Raw genomic sequence first — 17,565 nt, 5'->3', positions numbered from 1 at the left:
TCTCCAACTGGGCCCCGGCCTTCGCCGGGGTGGGTTTTCCCCTTTTTAGTATCAGTGCCGAACACGTCGCCGATGGCGCGGTACGCTGAGCAGAACGCAAGCCATCCCCATCGCCAGGGACGCACGGCCAACACAGTCACCAACGCTACCTTGTTCTCTAAAGAAGGCAGGAGCCAGTCTGGGTCCCCGCCTTCGCGGGGAAACAGGATTTTGCGCGTCTACCCTCGCCCCATCATATGGTCGACGAACGACGCCAGCGTCTTGAAGCCCGACAGCTTCATCCCGCTCTTCTCGCCCGTCATAGACGCCGGGACCAGCGCGCGTTCGAAACCGAGCTTGCTCGATTCCTTCAACCGCAAGGGGCCATGCGCGACCGGGCGGATCTCGCCCGACAACGCGACCTCGCCGAACGCCACCGCGTCGACCGGCACCGGGCGTTCCGACATCGCAGAGATCAGCGCCGCCGCCACCGCCAGGTCGGCCGCCGGATCCTGCACGCGGTAGCCGCCGGCAATGTTGAGATAGACCTCGGCGTTGGAAAAGCTCAGCCCACACCGCGCCTCCAGTACCGCCAGGATCATCGCGAGCCGCCCCGAATCCCAGCCGACCACCGCCCGCCTCGGGGTCGCCCCCGACGCCAGGCGAACGGTCAGCGCCTGGATCTCGACCAGCACCGGCCGCGTCCCCTCCAGCGCCGGGAACACCGTCGCGCCGGTCATCGCGTCATCGCGGTGCGTCAGGAACAGCGATGACGGGTTGCCGACCTCCGCCAACCCTTCGGTCTGCATCGAGAACACGCCGATCTCGTCGGTACCGCCAAAGCGGTTCTTGATCGCGCGCAGGATACGGTATTGGTGGCTGCGCTCGCCCTCGAACGACAGCACCGTGTCGACCATATGCTCGAGCACGCGAGGCCCCGCGATCGAGCCGTCCTTCGTCACATGCCCGACCAGCACCACGGCCGTGCCGCGCTCCTTGGCGAACCGGATAAGCTCCTGCGCCGATGCCCGCACCTGGCTGACCGTACCCGGCGCGCCCTCGATCAGGTCGGAGTGCATCGTCTGGATCGAATCGATCACCAGCATCGCCGGCGGCTGCGCCTGCAACGTCGTCAGGATGTCGCGCGTCGAGGTCGCCGCCGCGAGCTGCACCGGTGCATTGCCCAGCCCCAGCCGTCGCGCACGCAGCCGCACCTGATCCGCCGCTTCCTCGCCCGAGACATAGGCGACCGACTGGCCCGCCAGCGCCATCTTCGCGGCCGCCTGCAACAGCAGCGTCGACTTGCCGATGCCGGGATCGCCACCGATCAGCGTCGCCGATCCCTCGACGAAGCCGCCGCCCAGCGCCCGATCGAGTTCGGCGATGCCCGTCGCCATCCGGTCGGGCAGCTTGATCTCGGCGTCGAGCCCGACGAGCTGGATCGCGCGGCCGCCGGTCTGCAGATTATGCTTCGAATGGAACGGCGTGGCGGCGGTGTTCGCCTCCTCGACCAGCGTGTTCCACTCGTTGCAATCGCTGCATTGCCCCGCCCACCGATGCGACACCGATCCGCAAGCCTGACACACGTAACGCTTCTGGGGTTTCGCCATGGCGGCGGCTTAGCCCAGCAGGAACGATAAGGGAACATCGTTCGCCCGGATCGGCCCGGCAAAGCGCGCGCGGCCGGATTGTCTGGCGCTTGTCCACGTGCGGCGCTATCCGCCCGGAGGATGCAGCCGACCGATCTCCGTGTGGCCCTGTTCAGCGGCAATTATAACTATGTCCGCGACGGCGCGAACCAGTCGCTGAACCTGCTTGTCGGGCACCTGTTGTCGCGCGGCGTGCAGGTCCGCGTCTATTCGCCGACCGTCGCCAAGCCCGCCTTCCCGGCGATCGGCGATCTGGTCGACGTGCCCGCGATCCCGCTGGTCGGCGGTCGTGGCGAATATCGCGTCGCGCTGGGCATCACGCCGCGCGTGCGCCGCGACATCGATGCGTTTGCGCCCAACATCGTCCATGTCTCCGCGCCCGAATTTCTCGGCCACGCCGCGGCCGCCTATGCCCGCAGCCGCGGCATTGCGACGGTCGCCTCGTTCCACACCCGGTTCGAGACCTATTTCCGCTATTACAAGATGGGCTTCCTGGAGCCGCTCGCGAAAAAGCGGCTTACGCGCTTCTACAACCGGGTCGACGAGGTCGTCGTTCCCTCACCCAGCATGGCCGAGCTGCTGCGCGGCTGGGGCGTGACGTCGTCGATCGGCATCTGGTCGCGCGGAATCGATCACGACCGGTTCAACCCGGCCCGGCGCGATCTGGCTTGGCGGCGGTCGCTCGGCATCGCCGATGACGAGATGGTCGTCGGCTTCCTGGGCCGGCTGGTGAAGGAAAAGGGCCTCGACGTCTTTGCCGACGTACTGACCGAGCTGCGCCGCCGCGGCGTCCGCCACCGTGTCGTCGTGATCGGCGAAGGCCCGGCGCGAGACTGGTTCGCCGAGCGTGTCCCCGAAGCGGTGTTCACCGGCTTCCAGTCGGGCGACGCGCTCGGTCGTGCGGTCGCGTCGATGGACGTGTTCTTCAACCCCAGCGTCACCGAGACGTTCGGCAACGTCACGTTGGAGGCGATGGCGGCGAGCGTTCCCGTCGTCGCCGCGCGCGCGACCGGCGCGATCGACCTGATCGACGACGGCCGGACCGGGTTCCTGGTGCCGCCCACCGACATCGCCGGCTATGCCGACGCGATCGGCCGGATCGTCGCCGAGCCTGGCCTGCGCCACGCGATGGGCAGCGCCGGCCATGCCAAGGCCGCAGGCTATCGCTGGGACGTGATCAACCAGACCGTGCTCGACACCTATCTGGCAGTGATGGCGCGCCGCAGCGAGTAGCGCTGTAGGGGGTAAGGCGCGCCGGATGGGACAGGACCAGTCCAACGCGGCGCCCCGGACCGCAAGACGGCGTCCCCCCTCAGACAGCCGCCCAATCGAACGTCAGCGGCGCCTCGCGGAAGGCGAAGCGGTCGAGATGGCTCGACACCACCGTGCGCATCCGCTCGACATCCTCGCCCTCCGGCACCGTCAGCGCGACGTCGAGCGTCTCGCTGTCCGCACGCATCTCCAGCACCGCGCCGTTCGGGAAGGCGATGCGTCCCTCTTCTTCCGAGAACGTCACCTCCATCTTGTGGCTCCAGTGCTTGGCCAGTTGCTGGAGATACTTGCTGGCCGAATGCGTCGGCACGCGTGCGACCGAGACGTTTGCCGAGACGCTCACTTCAAGCGCTCGATCTTCTGCGCGACCTCGTCGATCAGCGCGACGATCTCGAAGATCGTGTCGTCGCTGGTCTCGCCCTTCGGCACGCGACCCTGGATCGCCTCACGCAGATTGCCCATGGCGCGACGCACCGGCGACCGGTTCCAGGCCACGCGATCATTCTCGGCGGCAAGGCCGGTCAGCCGCTCCATCAGCATCACCACGACGTCCGCGTTCTCCTCGATATAGGCACGGCCCTCGTCGGTCGCGGCGAAGCGCTTCTTGGCGCCTTCCGACTGCTGCTCGCCGATCAGGTTCATTTCGTCGAGCAACGTGAGCGTCGGGTAGACCACGCCCGGGCTCGGCGCATAGGCGCCGCCGGTCATCGTCTCGATCTCGCGGATCAAGTCGTAGCCGTGGCGCGGTGCATCGGCGATCAGCTTCAAGAGGACGAGCTTCAACTCGCCGCCGTCGAACATCCGCCGACTGCGTCCGCCCCCACTGCCTCCGCCGCCCCCGCCTCCGCCGCCATGACGGCCATGATGACGGTGAGCGCCGTGCACTGCTTCCCGAATTTGATCGCGCATCGCATGAAACTCATGCTGCCAACCTGCCCCACCCCGTGAGCCGCATCCGCGGCCGTTCATATCAAACATTCGTTTTCCTTTATGTATCAAGACGGCTCTAAGATATATCTTCGCTGACATCCGTCAAGATGCGTTGAGATATATCTTGGTAGTTTGCGGGCTACGGTCTCTGGTTCTAGTCGAGGGCGTCCAGTCTTCTGCGGCGAAGGAGGACTGCGCACGGATGGGCAAACCGGCCCCCCGCCCCTATCTTCGCCTCATGGCAGACCTCTTCGCGGGCTTCGAACCCGCCGCCCCCACCGAAACGCATCCCGAAAACGCACCGCTCGCCGACCGCCTGCGTCCGCGCACGCTCAGCGAGGTGGTTGGGCAGGACCACATCACCGGCCCCGAAGGCGCGATCGGGCGGATGGTGTCGGCGGGTCGTCTGTCGTCGATCATCCTGTGGGGTCCCCCCGGCACCGGCAAGACCACCATCGCGCGATTGCTCGCCGACGCGGTCGACCTCAGGTTCGTCGCGATCTCGGCGGTGTTCTCCGGCGTGGCGGATCTCAAAAAGTCGTTCGCCGAGGCGCGCGAGCACGCCAAGATCGGCAAGCGCACCTTGTTGTTCGTGGACGAAATCCACCGTTTCAACCGCGCGCAACAGGACGGTTTCCTCCCCTATGTCGAGGACGGCACGGTAACGCTGGTCGGCGCGACCACCGAGAATCCGTCGTTCGAACTCAACGCCGCCTTGCTCAGCCGCGCGCAGGTGCTGATCCTCGAACGCCTCGGTCGCGGTGCGCTCGAACAGCTGCTCGACCGCGCGGAGGCGGAGATGGACCGCCCCCTCCCCCTGACCCCGCCCGCCAAGGATGCGCTGATCGCCAGCGCCGACGGCGATGGTCGCTTCCTGCTCAACCAGGCGGAGACGCTGTTCTCGGTCAACCTGCCCGAACCGCTCGATCCCGCAGGCCTGTCGAATTTCCTGCAACGCCGCGTCGCGGTGTACGACAAGGATCGCGAGGGGCATTACAACCTCATCTCCGCGCTCCACAAATCGATCCGCGGGAGCGATCCGCAAGCCGCACTTTATTACCTCGCACGGATGCTGACGGCGGGCGAGGAACCGCTCTTCCTGCTCCGTCGCCTCACGCGCGCCGCAGTCGAGGATATCGGCCTCGCCGACCCGCAGGCGCTGGTCCAGTGCATCGCCGCCAAGGACACCTACGACTTTCTCGGCAGCCCCGAGGGTGAGCTCGCGATCGCGCAGGCCTGCGTCTATCTCGCCACCGCGCCCAAATCGAACGCGGTATACAAGGCACAGAAGGCCGCCTGGAAATCGGCGCGCGAGACCGGCTCGCTGATGCCGCCCGCGTCGATCCGCAACGCGCCGACCAAGCTCATGCGCGATATCGGCTACGGCAAGGGCTATGCATACGACCATGATGCCGAGGACGCGTTTTCAGGGTCGGATTACTGGCCCGACGAAATGAGCCCGCAGACCTTCTATACGCCGACCGAACGCGGGTTCGAGAAGCGGCTGTCCGAGCGGCTCGCCTATTGGGATGCCTTGCGCGCCGAGAAGAATGGCTGAACCCCGCTTCACGAGGTTCGCCGCGATCGACTGGTCCGGTGCGCAGGGGCATCGTCACAAGGGCATCGCGGTCGCAGTCTGCGAGACAGGGGGCGGCGCGCCGATGTTGGTCGCCCCGTCGGGCGGCGGCGCATGGTCGCGCGAGGATGTCCGAGACTGGTTGCTCGACCAGGATAGGCCGATGCTCATCGGGCTCGACCTTTCACCCGCCTTCCCGTTCGTCGACGAAGGCGGATATTTCCCCGGTGCGCCCGACAGCCCGTCCGATGCCCGTACGCTGTGGAAGATGGTCGACGACGCCTCCGCGACCGATCCGCATCTCGCCGTCTCCAGCCTGCTCAGCGACCCCGAGATCCGCCGCCACTTCCGTCAGCACCGCGATTGCGGCGACCTGTTCCCCGGTGGCGCAGGACGCATGCGCGTCTGCGAGCACGGCCAGCGCGCGATGGGGCTGTCCCCGACGAGCTGCTTCAACCTCGTCGGTGCGTCTCAGGTCGGCAAATCGAGCCTCACCGGAATGCGGGTCCTTCACCGCCTCGCGGGGCGCGTGCCGATCTGGCCGTTCGATCCGCTCCCTCCCGCAGGTCCGGTGATCGTCGAAATCTATACCACCATCGCCGCCCGCGCCGCCGGCATCCGCAAGGGGCTCAGCAAGATGCGCGACGCCGCCGCGTTGGATACGGCGCTCGTGAACCTCGGCAGTGCGCCGCACCAGCCGCTCGCCCGCTACGATGACCACTCAACCGACGCGATCCTCACCGCCGCCTGGCTCCGCGCGAACGCCGATCGCCCCGAACTCTGGCGCCCGGCCGCGATGACATCGCACATCGCGCAAACCGAGGGCTGGACCTTCGGCGTTTCTTGAAGCATTGGGCGATTACGCCTGACGCGCACCGGGCCGGTTTAGCTCAGTTGGTAGAGCGCCAGTTTTGTAAACTGGATGTCGCGGGTTCGATTCCTGCAACCGGCACCACTGCCCTTCGCCATCACTTCGGTCGGCTGAGCGCCACGGCGATACCGGCACCCAGGACACCGAGCACCAGGACCGCGGGGTGAATTTTCTGTGCCTGCAAGACCGTGCTCGATGTGCGGGCGTGGACGTCCTGGCTTCCGCGCAACGCATCGACGCGCGGCGCATAGAGATTGTCGCGGCGTGCCGGGTCGCCTGGATCGTCCGGCTTTTGCTGCGCGACCGTGCCGACCAGTTCCATAATCTTGTCGCTCAGCCGCGGCGTCGCGCGCGAGAGGACCGAGGACAGGAAGCCCGCGCCTCCAGCGTAGAGCGTCCGGCGCGGGGTCTCGCAGGCGAACAATACCGCGTCGGCGACGACCGAAGGCGCGTAGAGCGGCGGCGGCAGGCGTGGCGGCTGGTCCATGAAATTGCGCGCATGCTCGGGAAACGGCGTATCGATCGCGCCCGGCTTGATGAGCGTGACCGAGATGTCGGCCCCTTCCTGCTCCAGTTCCATCCGCAGCGTATCGGTCAGCGCCTGCACCGCATGCTTGGTCGCGCAATACGGCCCCTGCTCGACGATCGCGCGGTTGCTGAGGATCGAGCCGACGTTCACGATCGCGCCACCCCGCCCCCGCAGATGCCGCGCCGCGACCAGCGACCCGTGGAGCAAACCGAAATAATTGACGTCGAACACGCGGCGGTGATCCGCGAGCGGCACTTGCTCGAGCGTGCCGTACGTCCCTGTGCCGGCATTGTTGACCCAGCTGTCGAAGCCGCCGAACGCCGCGACCGCGACGGCGGCGACCCGCTCGACCGCGGCCATGTCGCTGACGTCCGCGGCGCAGATCGCGATGCGTCCGCCGTCGGCCGACAGCCGATCGCGCAGTGCCTCCAGCGCGGCGTCGTTACGCGCGGTCGCGACGACCGCGGCACCGCGTCGCACGGCCTCCTCGACGGTCGCGAGGCCGTTGCCGCTGGTCGCGCCGGTGACGACGATGACCTGATCGCGGAGGGGCTTCAGAGTGATGGCCATGGTGTTCAGCGTCCCAGCGGTGAGGTTGCGTAGTCGGCGAGCAAGGCCGCCACATCGTCGTAGATCGCGATCGCACCTGCGGAGCGTAGCTGCTCGTCCTCGAACTTGCCCGATCGCACGGCGACCGCGGCAATCCCGCATTTGGCCGCGGCCTCGATATCATAGGGCGTGTCGCCGACGACGATCACGTCGGCAGCGTCGATCCCCGACAGTTTCTTGAGCGCGGTCGCGAAGATGTCCGGTGCGGGCTTGGTCTTCTCGACGTCGTCGCTGCTCGTCGTCGTGGCGATCAGCGCGCGCGCATCGAGCAGATCGATATAATGCTCGAGTTCCGCTGCCGACGCGGATGATGCCAACACGACCCGCTGGCCGAGGCCGTGCGCGTGCGCCAACAGATCATGTGCTTGCGCGAACGGCGTGGCGGTCTCCAGGTATTTCGCCTTGAAGATCGCGCCGTGCTTGTCACCGAGCTTTTCCTGCTGATCCTCGTCTGCGTCGGGCAACAGCGTCGGCACGAGCATGTCGGTCCCCTTGCCGATCTGGTCGTGGATCGCCTGACGGTCGAACGACGCGCCGACGGTCGCGAACGCCTCCTCCCAGGCGAGGACGTGCATGTCGTTGGTGTCGACCAGCGTACCGTCGATATCGAAGAGAATGGCTTTGATCTGCATGAGGCTATCCCGGACCTGAAGTCGTGTATCCACCGGGCGGAACGCCGCCGTGCCATTGCAGGCGGGGCGGTCGAACGGCATCGGCAGCGTGCGATAGCGTCCTAACGGTCCACTCCGCGAATTGGCCCCGGCCTGCGCAAACTTCGCAAGCGATCTGCGGCCGCACGCGCAAATCAAAGCATCCGTAACAAGGTCGCACGAGGCTAAAATCCGACAAGTCGTTACGACACATGGATTTTTGCTTCGTCAGGACAATTCAGTTTACGTTAGTCGTTACTGATACCGATCAATATGAAATATAATTGGCAGATATTGGCGCAAATCAGGAACGATGACGCCGTTCAAATCGCTATACCCCCCAAGATACGCTCGCGCTGACGGCGGTGACGTGGAAGCGTTGCAGTCGAGACTTCGCGGACACAGGCATAGTGTTGATGATGATCGGGCGGCATTTGTGCCCTTTCCTTATCGTGTCTGGTGAAATGTCGCGGCGTGCATGAGTAATAGTATCATACTTCTATGACGGAGACTTTCTGATGCGTGCACTGGTTTGGCATGGAAAAGGCGATGTTCGGGTCGATACGGTCGCAGATCCCGAGATCAAGCATCCGCGCGATGCGATCATCAAGGTCTCGGCCTGTGCGATCTGCGGGTCGGACCTTCATCTGCTCGACGGATATCAGCCGACGATGCAGGCGGGCGACATTCTCGGCCACGAGAATATGGGCGTCGTCGTCGCACTTGGCTCCGAAGTCACCAACTTGAAGATCGGCGACCGGGTCGTCGTGCCCTTCACGATCAGCTGCGGCGATTGCTTCTTCTGCCGCAAGGGACTGTTCTCGGCGTGCGAGCGGACCAATCCGAATGCGGAGATGGCGATCAAGGCGATGGGCCATTCGCCTGCCGGCCTGTTCGGGTTCAGCCACATGCTCGGCGGCTATTGCGGTGGCCAGGCGGAATATCTGCGCGTGCCGATGGCCGATATCGGCCCGATCAAGGTGCCCGACAACGTCACTGACGATCAGGCACTGTTCCTGTCGGACATCTTCCCGACCGGCTATACGGCCGCAGAGAATGCCAACATCGAGGAGGGCGATACCGTCGCGATCTGGGGCTGCGGTCCGGTCGGCCAGTTCGCGATCCGCTCGGCGCTGATGCTTGGCGCAGGCCGCGTGATCGCGATCGACGAGGTGCCCGAGCGGCTGGCGATGGCCGAGGCAGGCGGCGCGGAGACGATCAACTTCGCCGAGGTCGACAGCGTCTATGACGAGTTGCAGTTCCGCACCAAGGGCCGCGGTCCGGACAGCTGCATCGACGCCGTGGGCGCCGAGGCTTCGGGTCATGGCGCCGTCGATGCGGTGATCGACAAGGTGAAGGCGGCTACGTTCCTCGCTACCGACCGCGTGCACGTCCTGCGCGAAGCGATCATGAGCTGCCGGATGGGTGGCACGGTGTCGATCCCCGGCGTCTATGTCGGGATGGGCGACAAGATTCCGATCGGCGCGATGATGAACAAGGGGCTGACGATCAAGACCGGTCAGACCCACGTCCAGGCCTATACCAAGCCGCTGCTCGCGCGGATCGAGGCAGGCGATATCGATCCGAGCTTCGTTGTGACGCATCCGGCCAGCCTCGAGGATGCGCCCGAGATGTACCAGAAGTTCCGCGACAAGCAGGACGGCGTCATCAAGGTCGTGCTGCGGCCGTAACCCCGCCCCGCCCCGGTCCGCTTCATTCGAGCGGACCGTGGCGGCCTTATTTTGATCCGCTACATTCAGAAGGACGTACCGATGAGTGACAAGGTTCATACTCCCGTTCCCGGCAACCCCGCCAGCAAGGGCGCACCGGACGGTGTCTCGGACGCGCCGCGCGGCAACGATGGCTCCGGCGTTCACGGCCGCAGCGAAGGCGGCGAGAGCGGTGGGGGCGCCTATCCCAACCCACATGCCGGCAAGACCGAGACGAACACCGGTTTCATGGCGCATGGTGGGCAGAGCGACATCGCATATCACGGCGGTGGCCAGGCCGGCGAAGACGGTGGCAACGCGGGCAACGGCGTTGCCGGTTCGGGTGGCGGTGACGGCACGACGATCGCCGCCGACCCGGATGCCGATCGCGAACCGCATGCGATCGCAGCCGAGGGTCGCACGATCGATGTCGTCGAGACGTCGGGCATCGCCGAGGCGGAGGCCAACGGCAAGATCGGTACCGACGCCGACTATGAAGACGAGCAGAAGCAGCCCGGCGCCGGCTGAGTTCGGCGTATCGCGCGTTTGCAATTCGGAAATTCAAAAACCAGCCGCCGCGCATTCCGCACGGTGGATGCACAAGGACGATCCTATGTCTGCACCCGAAGATCTCCAGGAAATCTACACTGACGAGCTGAAGGACCTGTGGTCCGCCAACGACCAGATGAAGAAGGTCTTGAAGAAGATCACGTCGAAGGCGAGCGACGCATCGCTGAAGGAGATGCTGACCAAGTCGCAGGCGGATATCGAGAAGCACACCGATCTGCTGAAGGACCTGATCGCATCGAACGACGAGAAGGTGTCGAAGGAGCATTGCAAGGGCATGGAAGGCCTTGTCGCCGAAGCGACCAAGCATGTTCTCGAGGAAGGTCCCGAGAAGGGTCCGCTGCTCGATGTGATGATCATCGCGCAGTATCAGCGGATGACGCATTACGGGATTGCCGGGTTCGGCACCGCCACCGCCTACGCCAAGGCGCTGGGTCTTAAGGACGACCACAAGATGCTGAGCGCCGCTACCAAGGACATCTATGGCGGCGACGAATATATGACGAAGCTCGCCGAGACGAGCGTCAACATCGACGCCGAAGACGAATAAGACCCCTAACCCGCCGGCGTCACGCCGGCGGGACTTGATCCGGCTACACGACGGAAGCGAGCACGATGACGACGTATCCCTTGAGCGAACCGGCTACGATCTACTCGGCGGATGGGTCTAACGATCCGAAACCGGCGGGGCTTGGACGAGGAACGCTGGAAGAGTGTGCCGATATCGTTGCCGGCCTGCCAGCCGACGAGCGGTCATCGGTGACCATCCGAATGGACGATCTCGATCTCGCATTCGGCGCACAGGAAATCGGCGAACTCCTGAAGTTCCTGCACGAGGAACCTGCAGGCCTTTCGAACAGCGAAATTACGGACATCAAAACGTCCGCTCAGTGATCCGCGATGTGCCTGGCAACCGCCGCTACATCCCCATGAAGATGGCGACCGCGTTACGGACGCTATCAGCGAAACGGTCGTAGATCACGCGTGCCACCTCGGCGATGACGGGCTGGCGATCGCGTCCCCCGCGCGCGAACACCGCGACCGCGACACGGCGGCCGTCGGGCATGGTAATGAACCCGACATCGTTGGTGATACCGTCGAGCGTGCCCGTCTTGTCCTCCACCCGCGTGCCGGCCGGAAGCAGCGCGCGGATGCGGCGCGTACCCGTCGCGCATCGGCTCATCAGTTCGAGCAGGAACATCCGGCTTTGCGCGGTCAGCACGGTGCCGCTGTCGAGCTTGTGGAGAAGCGTGACCATGGCAACGGGCGTCGCGACGTCCTTATAGTCGGCGAGGTGGCCGCGCTCCCGAAGCAGCTGGGCTATGGTCCGGTCCATCCGGATGCCGGGTATCTTGTGTGACCACAGCCACTGCTGGATGGCGACCGGACCGCCGAGCGTGGCCAGCAACTGGTCGGTTGCCTGGTTGTCGCTGCGGACGATCATCAACTCCATGACCTTCGCGGCGGGCCGGCCGACGACCATGTCGCCGAGGCTGCGTCGGCCCTGATCGACATCGGCGAGGTAGGCGGCAGCGATGGCGATCTTGACCGTGCTGGCCATCGGAAAGGGAATGTCGCCATTGACCGCGACGGTCGAGCCATCGCTCAGGTCGAGCGCGGCGATGCCATAGTCGCCGGGACGTTCCGCGACCAGCTTGCTCAACTCGCGCTCGAGGCCGACAAGCGCCGGCGAGCTTGCCACCGCCGGTACCGGGACGAGGACGCTTGTCGCGATACCGAGAAGAAGCAGCCGGGAAAACTGGGGTGCGCGCATCGATCGTCCTCGAACCTTGTCCTTCAGCGACGTTCCCACGCTACACCGAAAAACCTGAACACATCGTGTTGCATGGCGACGCAGTGCGGCCAACGGCAAACTACGCGCGCCGGGTCGGTTCGGGGACGCGGTCGCGCTGAAATCCGATGCTTGAGGGTTTCCAGAGGGGCCCCCCTGCGTTTACCGCCATCGTCCCGGTAGATACTTGGCATCGCGGGGACCGGAGCTACAAAAAAACCCCGCACTCGAAAGTGCGGGGTTCTTTCACTCGGCGTCCGAGGCTCGCGTCGGCCGACACGAGCCTAGGCTACACCAGCATCAGAACCGGACGGTCGCACCCACGGCCAGGTTGCGGCCCAGCGAGTCGTAGCGCTGCGGGATCGTGTTCGTGCGCGCGAGGGCGACGTTGTACGAGTCCGGAACGATCGGCGCGCTCTTGTCGAGCAGGTTGTTCGCGATCAGGCGCAGCGAGAACTGCTTGTCGATCGCGAAGTTGAGCGCGAGGTCGAAGTAGCTCTTCGGCGAAACCCGGTAGTAGCTGGTCCGCGCACGCGCGTCCGTGCCGCCGATCGCCGGATCCCCCGAATTGTCCGCATTGGTCAGCGAGCCGACATAGCGCCAGTTGAACGAGGCGCTGAAGCCGCGGTCGACGGTCGTGTAGGTCGCGCGCAGGCCGTGCGACCATTTCGGAAGCAGCTGACCGCAACCATTGCCGTAATACCCAGCGCAGTTGCGCTCCGGCTGGACCGGCGAGTCCTGGCCACCCGCGAAGGTCGCCAGCGATCCGTTGAAGTTCCAGTCGATCTTGCCGGCGCCGGCGAGGTCGAGCGTGTACTGCGCCTGGAAATCATAGCCGCGAGCGATCGACGTGTAGTAGTTGGTCGTGCCCTGGCGGATGAAGCCGGTGGTCGGGTTGCTGCCGGCCGTCGAATACAGCGTACCGGTGCCGGGGTTGCGGACGATGCCCTGGCAGAAGAACGCGTCGCCGTTCGAACGCTGGCAGCCATCGGTGTAATAGCTGAAGTCGTTATAGCCGAGCGAATCGTTGATCTTGATCTGGTAGCGATCGACCGAGAACACCAAGCCCTTCACGAACCGCGGCTTCACGATCAGGCCATAGGTCTGCGTGTAAGCGGTCTCCGGTTCGGCGGTGAAGCCACCCGAGCGCACCGTGCACGCCGCCGAGCCGTTCGGGCTGGTGCCGTTGCTGCACAACAGCGTCTGGCTGCCGTAGAGCGCGTCGGACAGGCCGGTTGCACGACACACTTCACGCGACGCGATCGGTGCGCCGTAGGTCACGCCATTCGGGCCGTTGACGACGGTCGGCGCACAGAAATCGTTGAACGTGCCGGCGCCGCCCGACGCGAAATCGACGTTGGTCGCCTGGCGGATTTCGGTCACCGTCGGTGCGCGCTGCGCCTTGTTGAAGGACGCGCGGAACGTCAGGTCGCTGATGGGGGCGTAGATGCCCTCGACCTTCCACGTGTTGAACGTGTTCGCATTGCTGCTGTACTTCGACACGCGGTAACCGCCGTTAACCTGCAACAGGTCGGCAAAGCGCTGGTGCTGAACCAGCGGCGCCTGAACCTCGATATTGGCTTCCCAGACGTCCTGCTTCAGATAGCTGTCGGTGCCGCCAAGGCCTGCGCGATACACGCTGTCCGCGGTCGATTTGAGCGTATCCTTGCGATATTCCGTACCCAGCGCGATCGCGACGCCCTGCTCGGCGAGCGGCGAGGTGATGCCGTATTTGCCGAGGTCGCCGGTGAGGTTGGCCTGCACGTCGTACAGCGTGCCGGTGGTTGCAGACGTACCCTGGTCATACAGATAGTCGATGAGCGCGGGGTTGGTGTTGCCGGCGCTGAACGCGTCGAAGGGAACGCAGGCCGCGTCCGTGGTCGTTGCGCAGGTCGGTGCGGCGCGCGTGCCGCCGACGTTGATCGAGTTCCGAAGGTTCGCCGCGTTGACGAAGCTCGGCGTGTAGTCCTGGTGGTTGCGGGCATAGACGCCGCCGACGTCGTAGGTCCATGCGCTGCCAACCTTGCCGCGGACGCCGCCGGTCAGGCGAACGCCGGTGTTCAGATAGGCGTCGGGCTGATCATTGCCCTCACCCAGGCGATAGCGCAGGTCGATCGGTGCCGTCGCAGCCGTGCCAGCAGCAGCGCCGCAGATCGCGGTTGCCTGCGTACCCGACAGGAACGGGTTGTTGCAGTTCACCTGGACGGTGCCGCCGGCGATCGCCGGATAGTTGTTGTACGACTTGTCGCGGAACCAGATGCCCGATGCGTAGAGTTCGGCGTCGGGTGCGATGTCGAGGCTGACGAAACCGCCGGCGTTCACGCGCTCGGACGGGCGCTGGTACGCGTAGTTGCTGAAATAGTTCGAGGCGTTGCCGGCGCCCGGACCGAACGGCACGAAATTACGCGTGCCGTCGGGGTTGTTGACGTACTGCGCGTTGGCGTTTGCGCCACTGAGCGGCGTGATGAGCCCGCTCGTCGAGCTGCTCGGGGTCAGGCCGCACGACAGCGGCGCGTTCAGGCTGGTCTGGGTCAGGTAGCAGCCCGAATTGGACCGGGCCGACAGCAATACCTCGTCGGTATGCTTGTAGTTGACGAAGCCGTTGATCCGCAGCGCGCCGTCGAACAGCTTCTTGCCCGCGGTCAGCGTGATGTCAGCGCGACCGCCATCGTTCGTAAGGCCGCGCGGGCTGCTGAAGCCCGACGAGCGCGCCAGCGACGACGCAACCGTGTCCTTGTTGTTGTGATTGTAGAAATTATAATTGCCGTCGATCTGAACGCCTTCGAAATCCTTCTTCAGGACGAAGTTGACGACGCCGGCGACCGCGTCCGACCCGTACACCGACGAGGCACCGCCGGTCAGCACGTCGACCCGCTCGAGCAGCGACGGCGGGATGATGCCGACGTCCTGGCCGTTCTGCGTGCCGAGACGCTTGCCGTCGATCAGGACCAGCGTGCGCTCGAACCCGAGGCTGCGCAGCTTGATGCGCTGGCGACCGTCGGAGTCGTTATAGGTCTGCTGGCTGTCCGGCGCGATCTGCGGCAAGCGGTTCAGCACGTCCTCGACGTTGACCGCGGCCTGCGCGCGGATGTCCTGCGCGGTGACCGAGGTGATCGGGGCGGCCGACGTCATGTTGGGACGCTGGATGCGCGATCCGGTAACGACGATCGTATCGTCCTTCGGCGTGTCGCGATCGACGGCGGTGGTTGCGGTTGTCGCATCCGCCTCGACCTTGGCTTCGGCGGGCGTCGTAGCGGCGGCCTGGGCAGGCGTCACGCCCTGCGCGGGCACATCCTGCGCGAAAGCCGTGGTAGCGGAAAACACGAGAGATCCGACGAGCGCGATCCGCGAAACAGAATGGCCGAAGTTCATACCTACCCCTAAAAAAACCCGATTGCGTGATAGCGCTATACCGGTTGCCCTTTGTGGTTTGGTCAAAACGCAGTTTCAGTCAATGCCGAAACAATACCGGTCTAGAACTTTTGCGTCGGAATGTTGCAAATCGGCGTCACTACTGGCGGTGGCTCCTTCCTTGCGATAGCGTGCGCCCAAGAACGCAAGGGGGATCCGATGGAGAATACGCGACGGTCGTTGCTCGCCGGCTTGGGCGGCTTGGGTATGATACCATTCGCAGCGACTCGGGCGCGTGCCCGATCGGGCGCTGCCACGGACGCCCCCGCGACGGGTGCGACGGTCCTGTCGACATGGGATTTCGGTGCCGCCGCCAACGCAGTGGCCTTCGCGCAACTCGCCAAGGGTGGATCGCTGATCGATGCGGTAGAGGCCGGCGCGATGGTGCCCGAGGCCGACCCGACCAACCACAGCGTCGGCTATTCCGGCTATCCCGACCGCGACGGCCACGTCACGCTGGACGCGGTCATCATGGACGATGTCGGCGGAGTCGGTGCCGTCGCCGCGCTCGAGAACACGATGCATGCGATCTCCGTCGCGCGTCGCGTAATGGAGCGGACGCCGCACACCTTCCTCGTCGGCGAAGGCGCGACACGGTTCGCGCGGGACCAGGGATTTCCGCAACAGTCGCTGCTGACCCCGGAATCGGAAAAGGCGTGGCGCGACTGGCTCAAGACCGCGAAATACGAACCCGAAGCCAATAGCGAAAACCGAATCACCCGTACGCCGGGCGGCGCGCTCGATCACGATACCATCGGGCTGCTCGCACGCGCGGCCGACGAACGCATGGCCGGAGCGTGCACGACCTCCGGCATGGCGTTCAAGATGCGCGGCCGGGTCGGCGATTCGCCGCAGGTCGGATCGGGGCTTTACGTGGAGGCGGGAGTCGGCGGTGCCACCTCGACCGGGCTCGGCGAGGAAGTCACCCGCGTCGCCGGTTCGGCGCGCGTCGTCGCGTCGATGCGCGGCGGGTCGACGCCGCAGCAGGCGTGCGAAGAGGTCGTCCGGCACATTGCCAAGCTGCGCGGCGATGCGATTCGCGGCGTGCAGGTCGGCTTCCTCGCGCTCGATACCAAGGGCAATGTCGGTGCGTTCTGTTTGCTGCCGGGCTTTACCTACGCGGTCACCGACGCGCGTGGCCAGACGACGGTGCTGAAGGCGCGATCGCTGTTCCAGGCGTGAGCGTCACGGAACACAGGGTGCGGGGTGCGCGAACGATGCTCGAAGTCTGCGTCGAGGATCTGCACGGCATCGATACGGCGATCGCCGGCGGCGCGGATCGGATCGAACTGTGCGCAGCGCTCGCGGTCGGCGGTCTTACGCCGCCCGCGTCGCTGATCCGCGCTGCGGCGGCTGCGTCGGAAGCCTCGGCGGTGCCCGTCCACCTCCTGGCGCGGCCGCGCGAAGGCGGCTTCGTCTATACGCCGCGCGAGCAGGCGCTGATCGCCGACGACATTCGCACCGCGGCCGAAGCGGGTTTGGCGGGGATCGTCATCGGCGCGCTCGATGCCGACCACCGGCTTGATCTTGCTGCGCTTGCCGACTGGGTCACGCACGCCAAGGCGCTCGGCACCGCGCGCGGACGTCCGCTGTCGCTGACGCTGCACCGCGCGTTCGACCTGTGTCGCGACATGCCCGATGCGCTCGAGTCCGCCGTAGCACTCAGCTTCGACCGGATCCTGACGTCGGGCGGCGCCCCCAAGGCGATCGACGGGGTGGCGATGCTGGCCGCGCTGCACCGCCAGGCCGCGGGTCGGATCATCATACTTGCGGGCAGCGGGGTCTCGCCGGAGACGTTGCCCGCGATCCTCGCCACCGGTGTCCGCGAAGTCCACGCCTCGTGTCGGCTGCCGGCAACGAGCGCCGCCGATCCCGCGGAATTGCGCTTCGGCTTCGTATCGACGCAACGCGCAGCGACGAATCGCGGCGCGGTAGAGCGACTGGCGAACATGGTGGCCGGACATGCGGCGCTTGAATAATACCAATCCATAACTTACTCAAACCAGTCTGGGTCGGGGGGC

General features: G+C 65.5%; 17 protein-coding genes and 1 tRNA gene. 10 read left to right on the top strand and 8 right to left on the bottom strand.

Going from position 1 to position 17,565, the window contains the following annotated elements:
- Nucleotides 1-218: 218 nt before the first annotated feature.
- Nucleotides 219-1,589: a DNA repair protein RadA gene (gene radA, locus HMP09_RS00530; protein WP_176498731.1), complete on the bottom strand. Its 1,371-nt coding sequence runs from the start codon at nucleotides 1,587-1,589 to the stop codon at nucleotides 219-221.
- Nucleotides 1,590-1,709: 120 nt separating this feature from the next.
- Between radA and HMP09_RS00525 the strand changes: the two genes are divergently transcribed.
- Complete coding sequence (locus HMP09_RS00525; protein WP_176498730.1) at nucleotides 1,710-2,861, top strand: glycosyltransferase family 4 protein; 1,152 nt, start codon at nucleotides 1,710-1,712, stop codon at nucleotides 2,859-2,861.
- A 79-nt stretch (nucleotides 2,862-2,940) separates the two neighbouring features.
- Here HMP09_RS00525 and HMP09_RS00520 read toward each other — a convergent pair whose 3' ends face one another.
- Genes HMP09_RS00520 through HMP09_RS18580 form a run of 3 tightly spaced genes read right to left on the bottom strand, consistent with a single transcriptional unit; the run spans nucleotide 2,941 to nucleotide 3,823 of the window.
- Nucleotides 2,941-3,243 carry a DUF2218 domain-containing protein gene (locus HMP09_RS00520; protein ID WP_176498729.1) on the bottom strand — a complete coding sequence of 101 codons (303 nt, stop codon included), beginning with the start codon at nucleotides 3,241-3,243 and terminating at the stop codon, nucleotides 2,941-2,943.
- Complete coding sequence (locus HMP09_RS00515) at nucleotides 3,240-3,701, bottom strand: PadR family transcriptional regulator (RefSeq protein WP_332103253.1); 462 nt, start codon at nucleotides 3,699-3,701, stop codon at nucleotides 3,240-3,242. Before HMP09_RS00515 ends, HMP09_RS00520 begins: the two co-directional genes overlap by 4 nt.
- A complete protein-coding gene (locus HMP09_RS18580; RefSeq protein WP_332103252.1) occupies nucleotides 3,680-3,823 on the bottom strand; it encodes a hypothetical protein in 144 nt (47 codons plus the stop codon). Before HMP09_RS18580 ends, HMP09_RS00515 begins: the two co-directional genes overlap by 22 nt.
- A gap of 245 nt (nucleotides 3,824-4,068) precedes the next feature.
- Between HMP09_RS18580 and HMP09_RS00510 the strand changes: the two genes are divergently transcribed.
- From HMP09_RS00510 to HMP09_RS00500, 3 genes are all read left to right on the top strand, one after another.
- On the top strand, nucleotides 4,069-5,388 hold the full coding sequence (locus HMP09_RS00510; protein WP_176498727.1) for a replication-associated recombination protein A: 1,320 nt from the start codon (nucleotides 4,069-4,071) through the stop codon (nucleotides 5,386-5,388).
- Nucleotides 5,381-6,253 carry a hypothetical protein gene (locus HMP09_RS00505; protein WP_176498726.1) on the top strand — a complete coding sequence of 291 codons (873 nt, stop codon included), beginning with the start codon at nucleotides 5,381-5,383 and terminating at the stop codon, nucleotides 6,251-6,253. Before HMP09_RS00510 ends, HMP09_RS00505 begins: the two co-directional genes overlap by 8 nt.
- Before the next feature lie 32 nt (nucleotides 6,254-6,285).
- A tRNA-Thr gene (locus HMP09_RS00500) sits at nucleotides 6,286-6,361 on the top strand.
- 13 nt (nucleotides 6,362-6,374) lie between these two features.
- Here HMP09_RS00500 and HMP09_RS00495 read toward each other — a convergent pair.
- Complete coding sequence (locus tag HMP09_RS00495) at nucleotides 6,375-7,376, bottom strand: SDR family oxidoreductase (RefSeq protein ID WP_176498725.1); 1,002 nt, start codon at nucleotides 7,374-7,376, stop codon at nucleotides 6,375-6,377.
- Nucleotides 7,377-7,381: 5 nt separating this feature from the next.
- On the bottom strand, nucleotides 7,382-8,128 hold the full coding sequence (locus HMP09_RS00490; protein ID WP_176498724.1) for an HAD family hydrolase: 747 nt from the start codon (nucleotides 8,126-8,128) through the stop codon (nucleotides 7,382-7,384).
- Between the two features lie 455 nt (nucleotides 8,129-8,583).
- Between HMP09_RS00490 and HMP09_RS00485 the strand changes: the two genes are divergently transcribed.
- The 4 genes from HMP09_RS00485 to HMP09_RS00470 all read left to right on the top strand — a co-directional run bounded on the left by HMP09_RS00485 (nucleotide 8,584) and on the right by HMP09_RS00470 (nucleotide 11,235).
- Nucleotides 8,584-9,756 carry a zinc-dependent alcohol dehydrogenase gene (locus tag HMP09_RS00485; protein WP_176498723.1) on the top strand — a complete coding sequence of 391 codons (1,173 nt, stop codon included), beginning with the start codon at nucleotides 8,584-8,586 and terminating at the stop codon, nucleotides 9,754-9,756.
- 81 nt (nucleotides 9,757-9,837) lie between these two features.
- Entirely contained in the window at nucleotides 9,838-10,302 is a 465-nt protein-coding gene (locus tag HMP09_RS00480; protein WP_176498722.1) for a hypothetical protein, read from the top strand.
- An 85-nt stretch (nucleotides 10,303-10,387) separates the two neighbouring features.
- Nucleotides 10,388-10,891: a ferritin-like domain-containing protein gene (locus HMP09_RS00475; RefSeq protein ID WP_176498721.1), complete on the top strand. Its 504-nt coding sequence runs from the start codon at nucleotides 10,388-10,390 to the stop codon at nucleotides 10,889-10,891.
- 65 nt (nucleotides 10,892-10,956) lie between these two features.
- Entirely contained in the window at nucleotides 10,957-11,235 is a 279-nt protein-coding gene (locus HMP09_RS00470) for a hypothetical protein (RefSeq protein WP_176498720.1), read from the top strand.
- Between the two features lie 25 nt (nucleotides 11,236-11,260).
- Here the strand turns inward: HMP09_RS00470 and HMP09_RS00465 are convergent, their stop codons facing one another.
- Together HMP09_RS00465 and HMP09_RS00460 are read right to left on the bottom strand one after the other, a co-directional pair.
- Nucleotides 11,261-12,115 carry a serine hydrolase gene (locus tag HMP09_RS00465; protein WP_176498719.1) on the bottom strand — a complete coding sequence of 285 codons (855 nt, stop codon included), beginning with the start codon at nucleotides 12,113-12,115 and terminating at the stop codon, nucleotides 11,261-11,263.
- A gap of 318 nt (nucleotides 12,116-12,433) precedes the next feature.
- A complete protein-coding gene (locus HMP09_RS00460) occupies nucleotides 12,434-15,505 on the bottom strand; it encodes a TonB-dependent receptor domain-containing protein (RefSeq protein WP_176498718.1) in 3,072 nt (1,023 codons plus the stop codon).
- A gap of 246 nt (nucleotides 15,506-15,751) precedes the next feature.
- On the opposite strand from HMP09_RS00460, the gene HMP09_RS00455 reads away from it, so the two are divergent.
- Nucleotides 15,752-16,726, top strand: coding sequence for a N(4)-(beta-N-acetylglucosaminyl)-L-asparaginase (locus HMP09_RS00455; protein ID WP_197942445.1), 975 nt, complete (start codon nucleotides 15,752-15,754; stop codon nucleotides 16,724-16,726).
- A gap of 35 nt (nucleotides 16,727-16,761) precedes the next feature.
- Nucleotides 16,762-17,523, top strand: a complete 762-nt coding sequence (locus HMP09_RS00450; RefSeq protein ID WP_176501485.1) for a copper homeostasis protein CutC — start codon at nucleotides 16,762-16,764, stop codon at nucleotides 17,521-17,523.
- The last annotated feature ends 42 nt before the right edge of the window (nucleotides 17,524-17,565 follow it).

This window comes from Sphingomonas sp. HMP9 (assembly GCF_013374115.1).
In the GTDB taxonomy this organism is placed as follows: domain Bacteria; phylum Pseudomonadota; class Alphaproteobacteria; order Sphingomonadales; family Sphingomonadaceae; genus Sphingomonas.
Note: the sequence above shows the minus strand (reverse complement) of the source record. Positions and strands in the feature narration are given on the sequence as shown.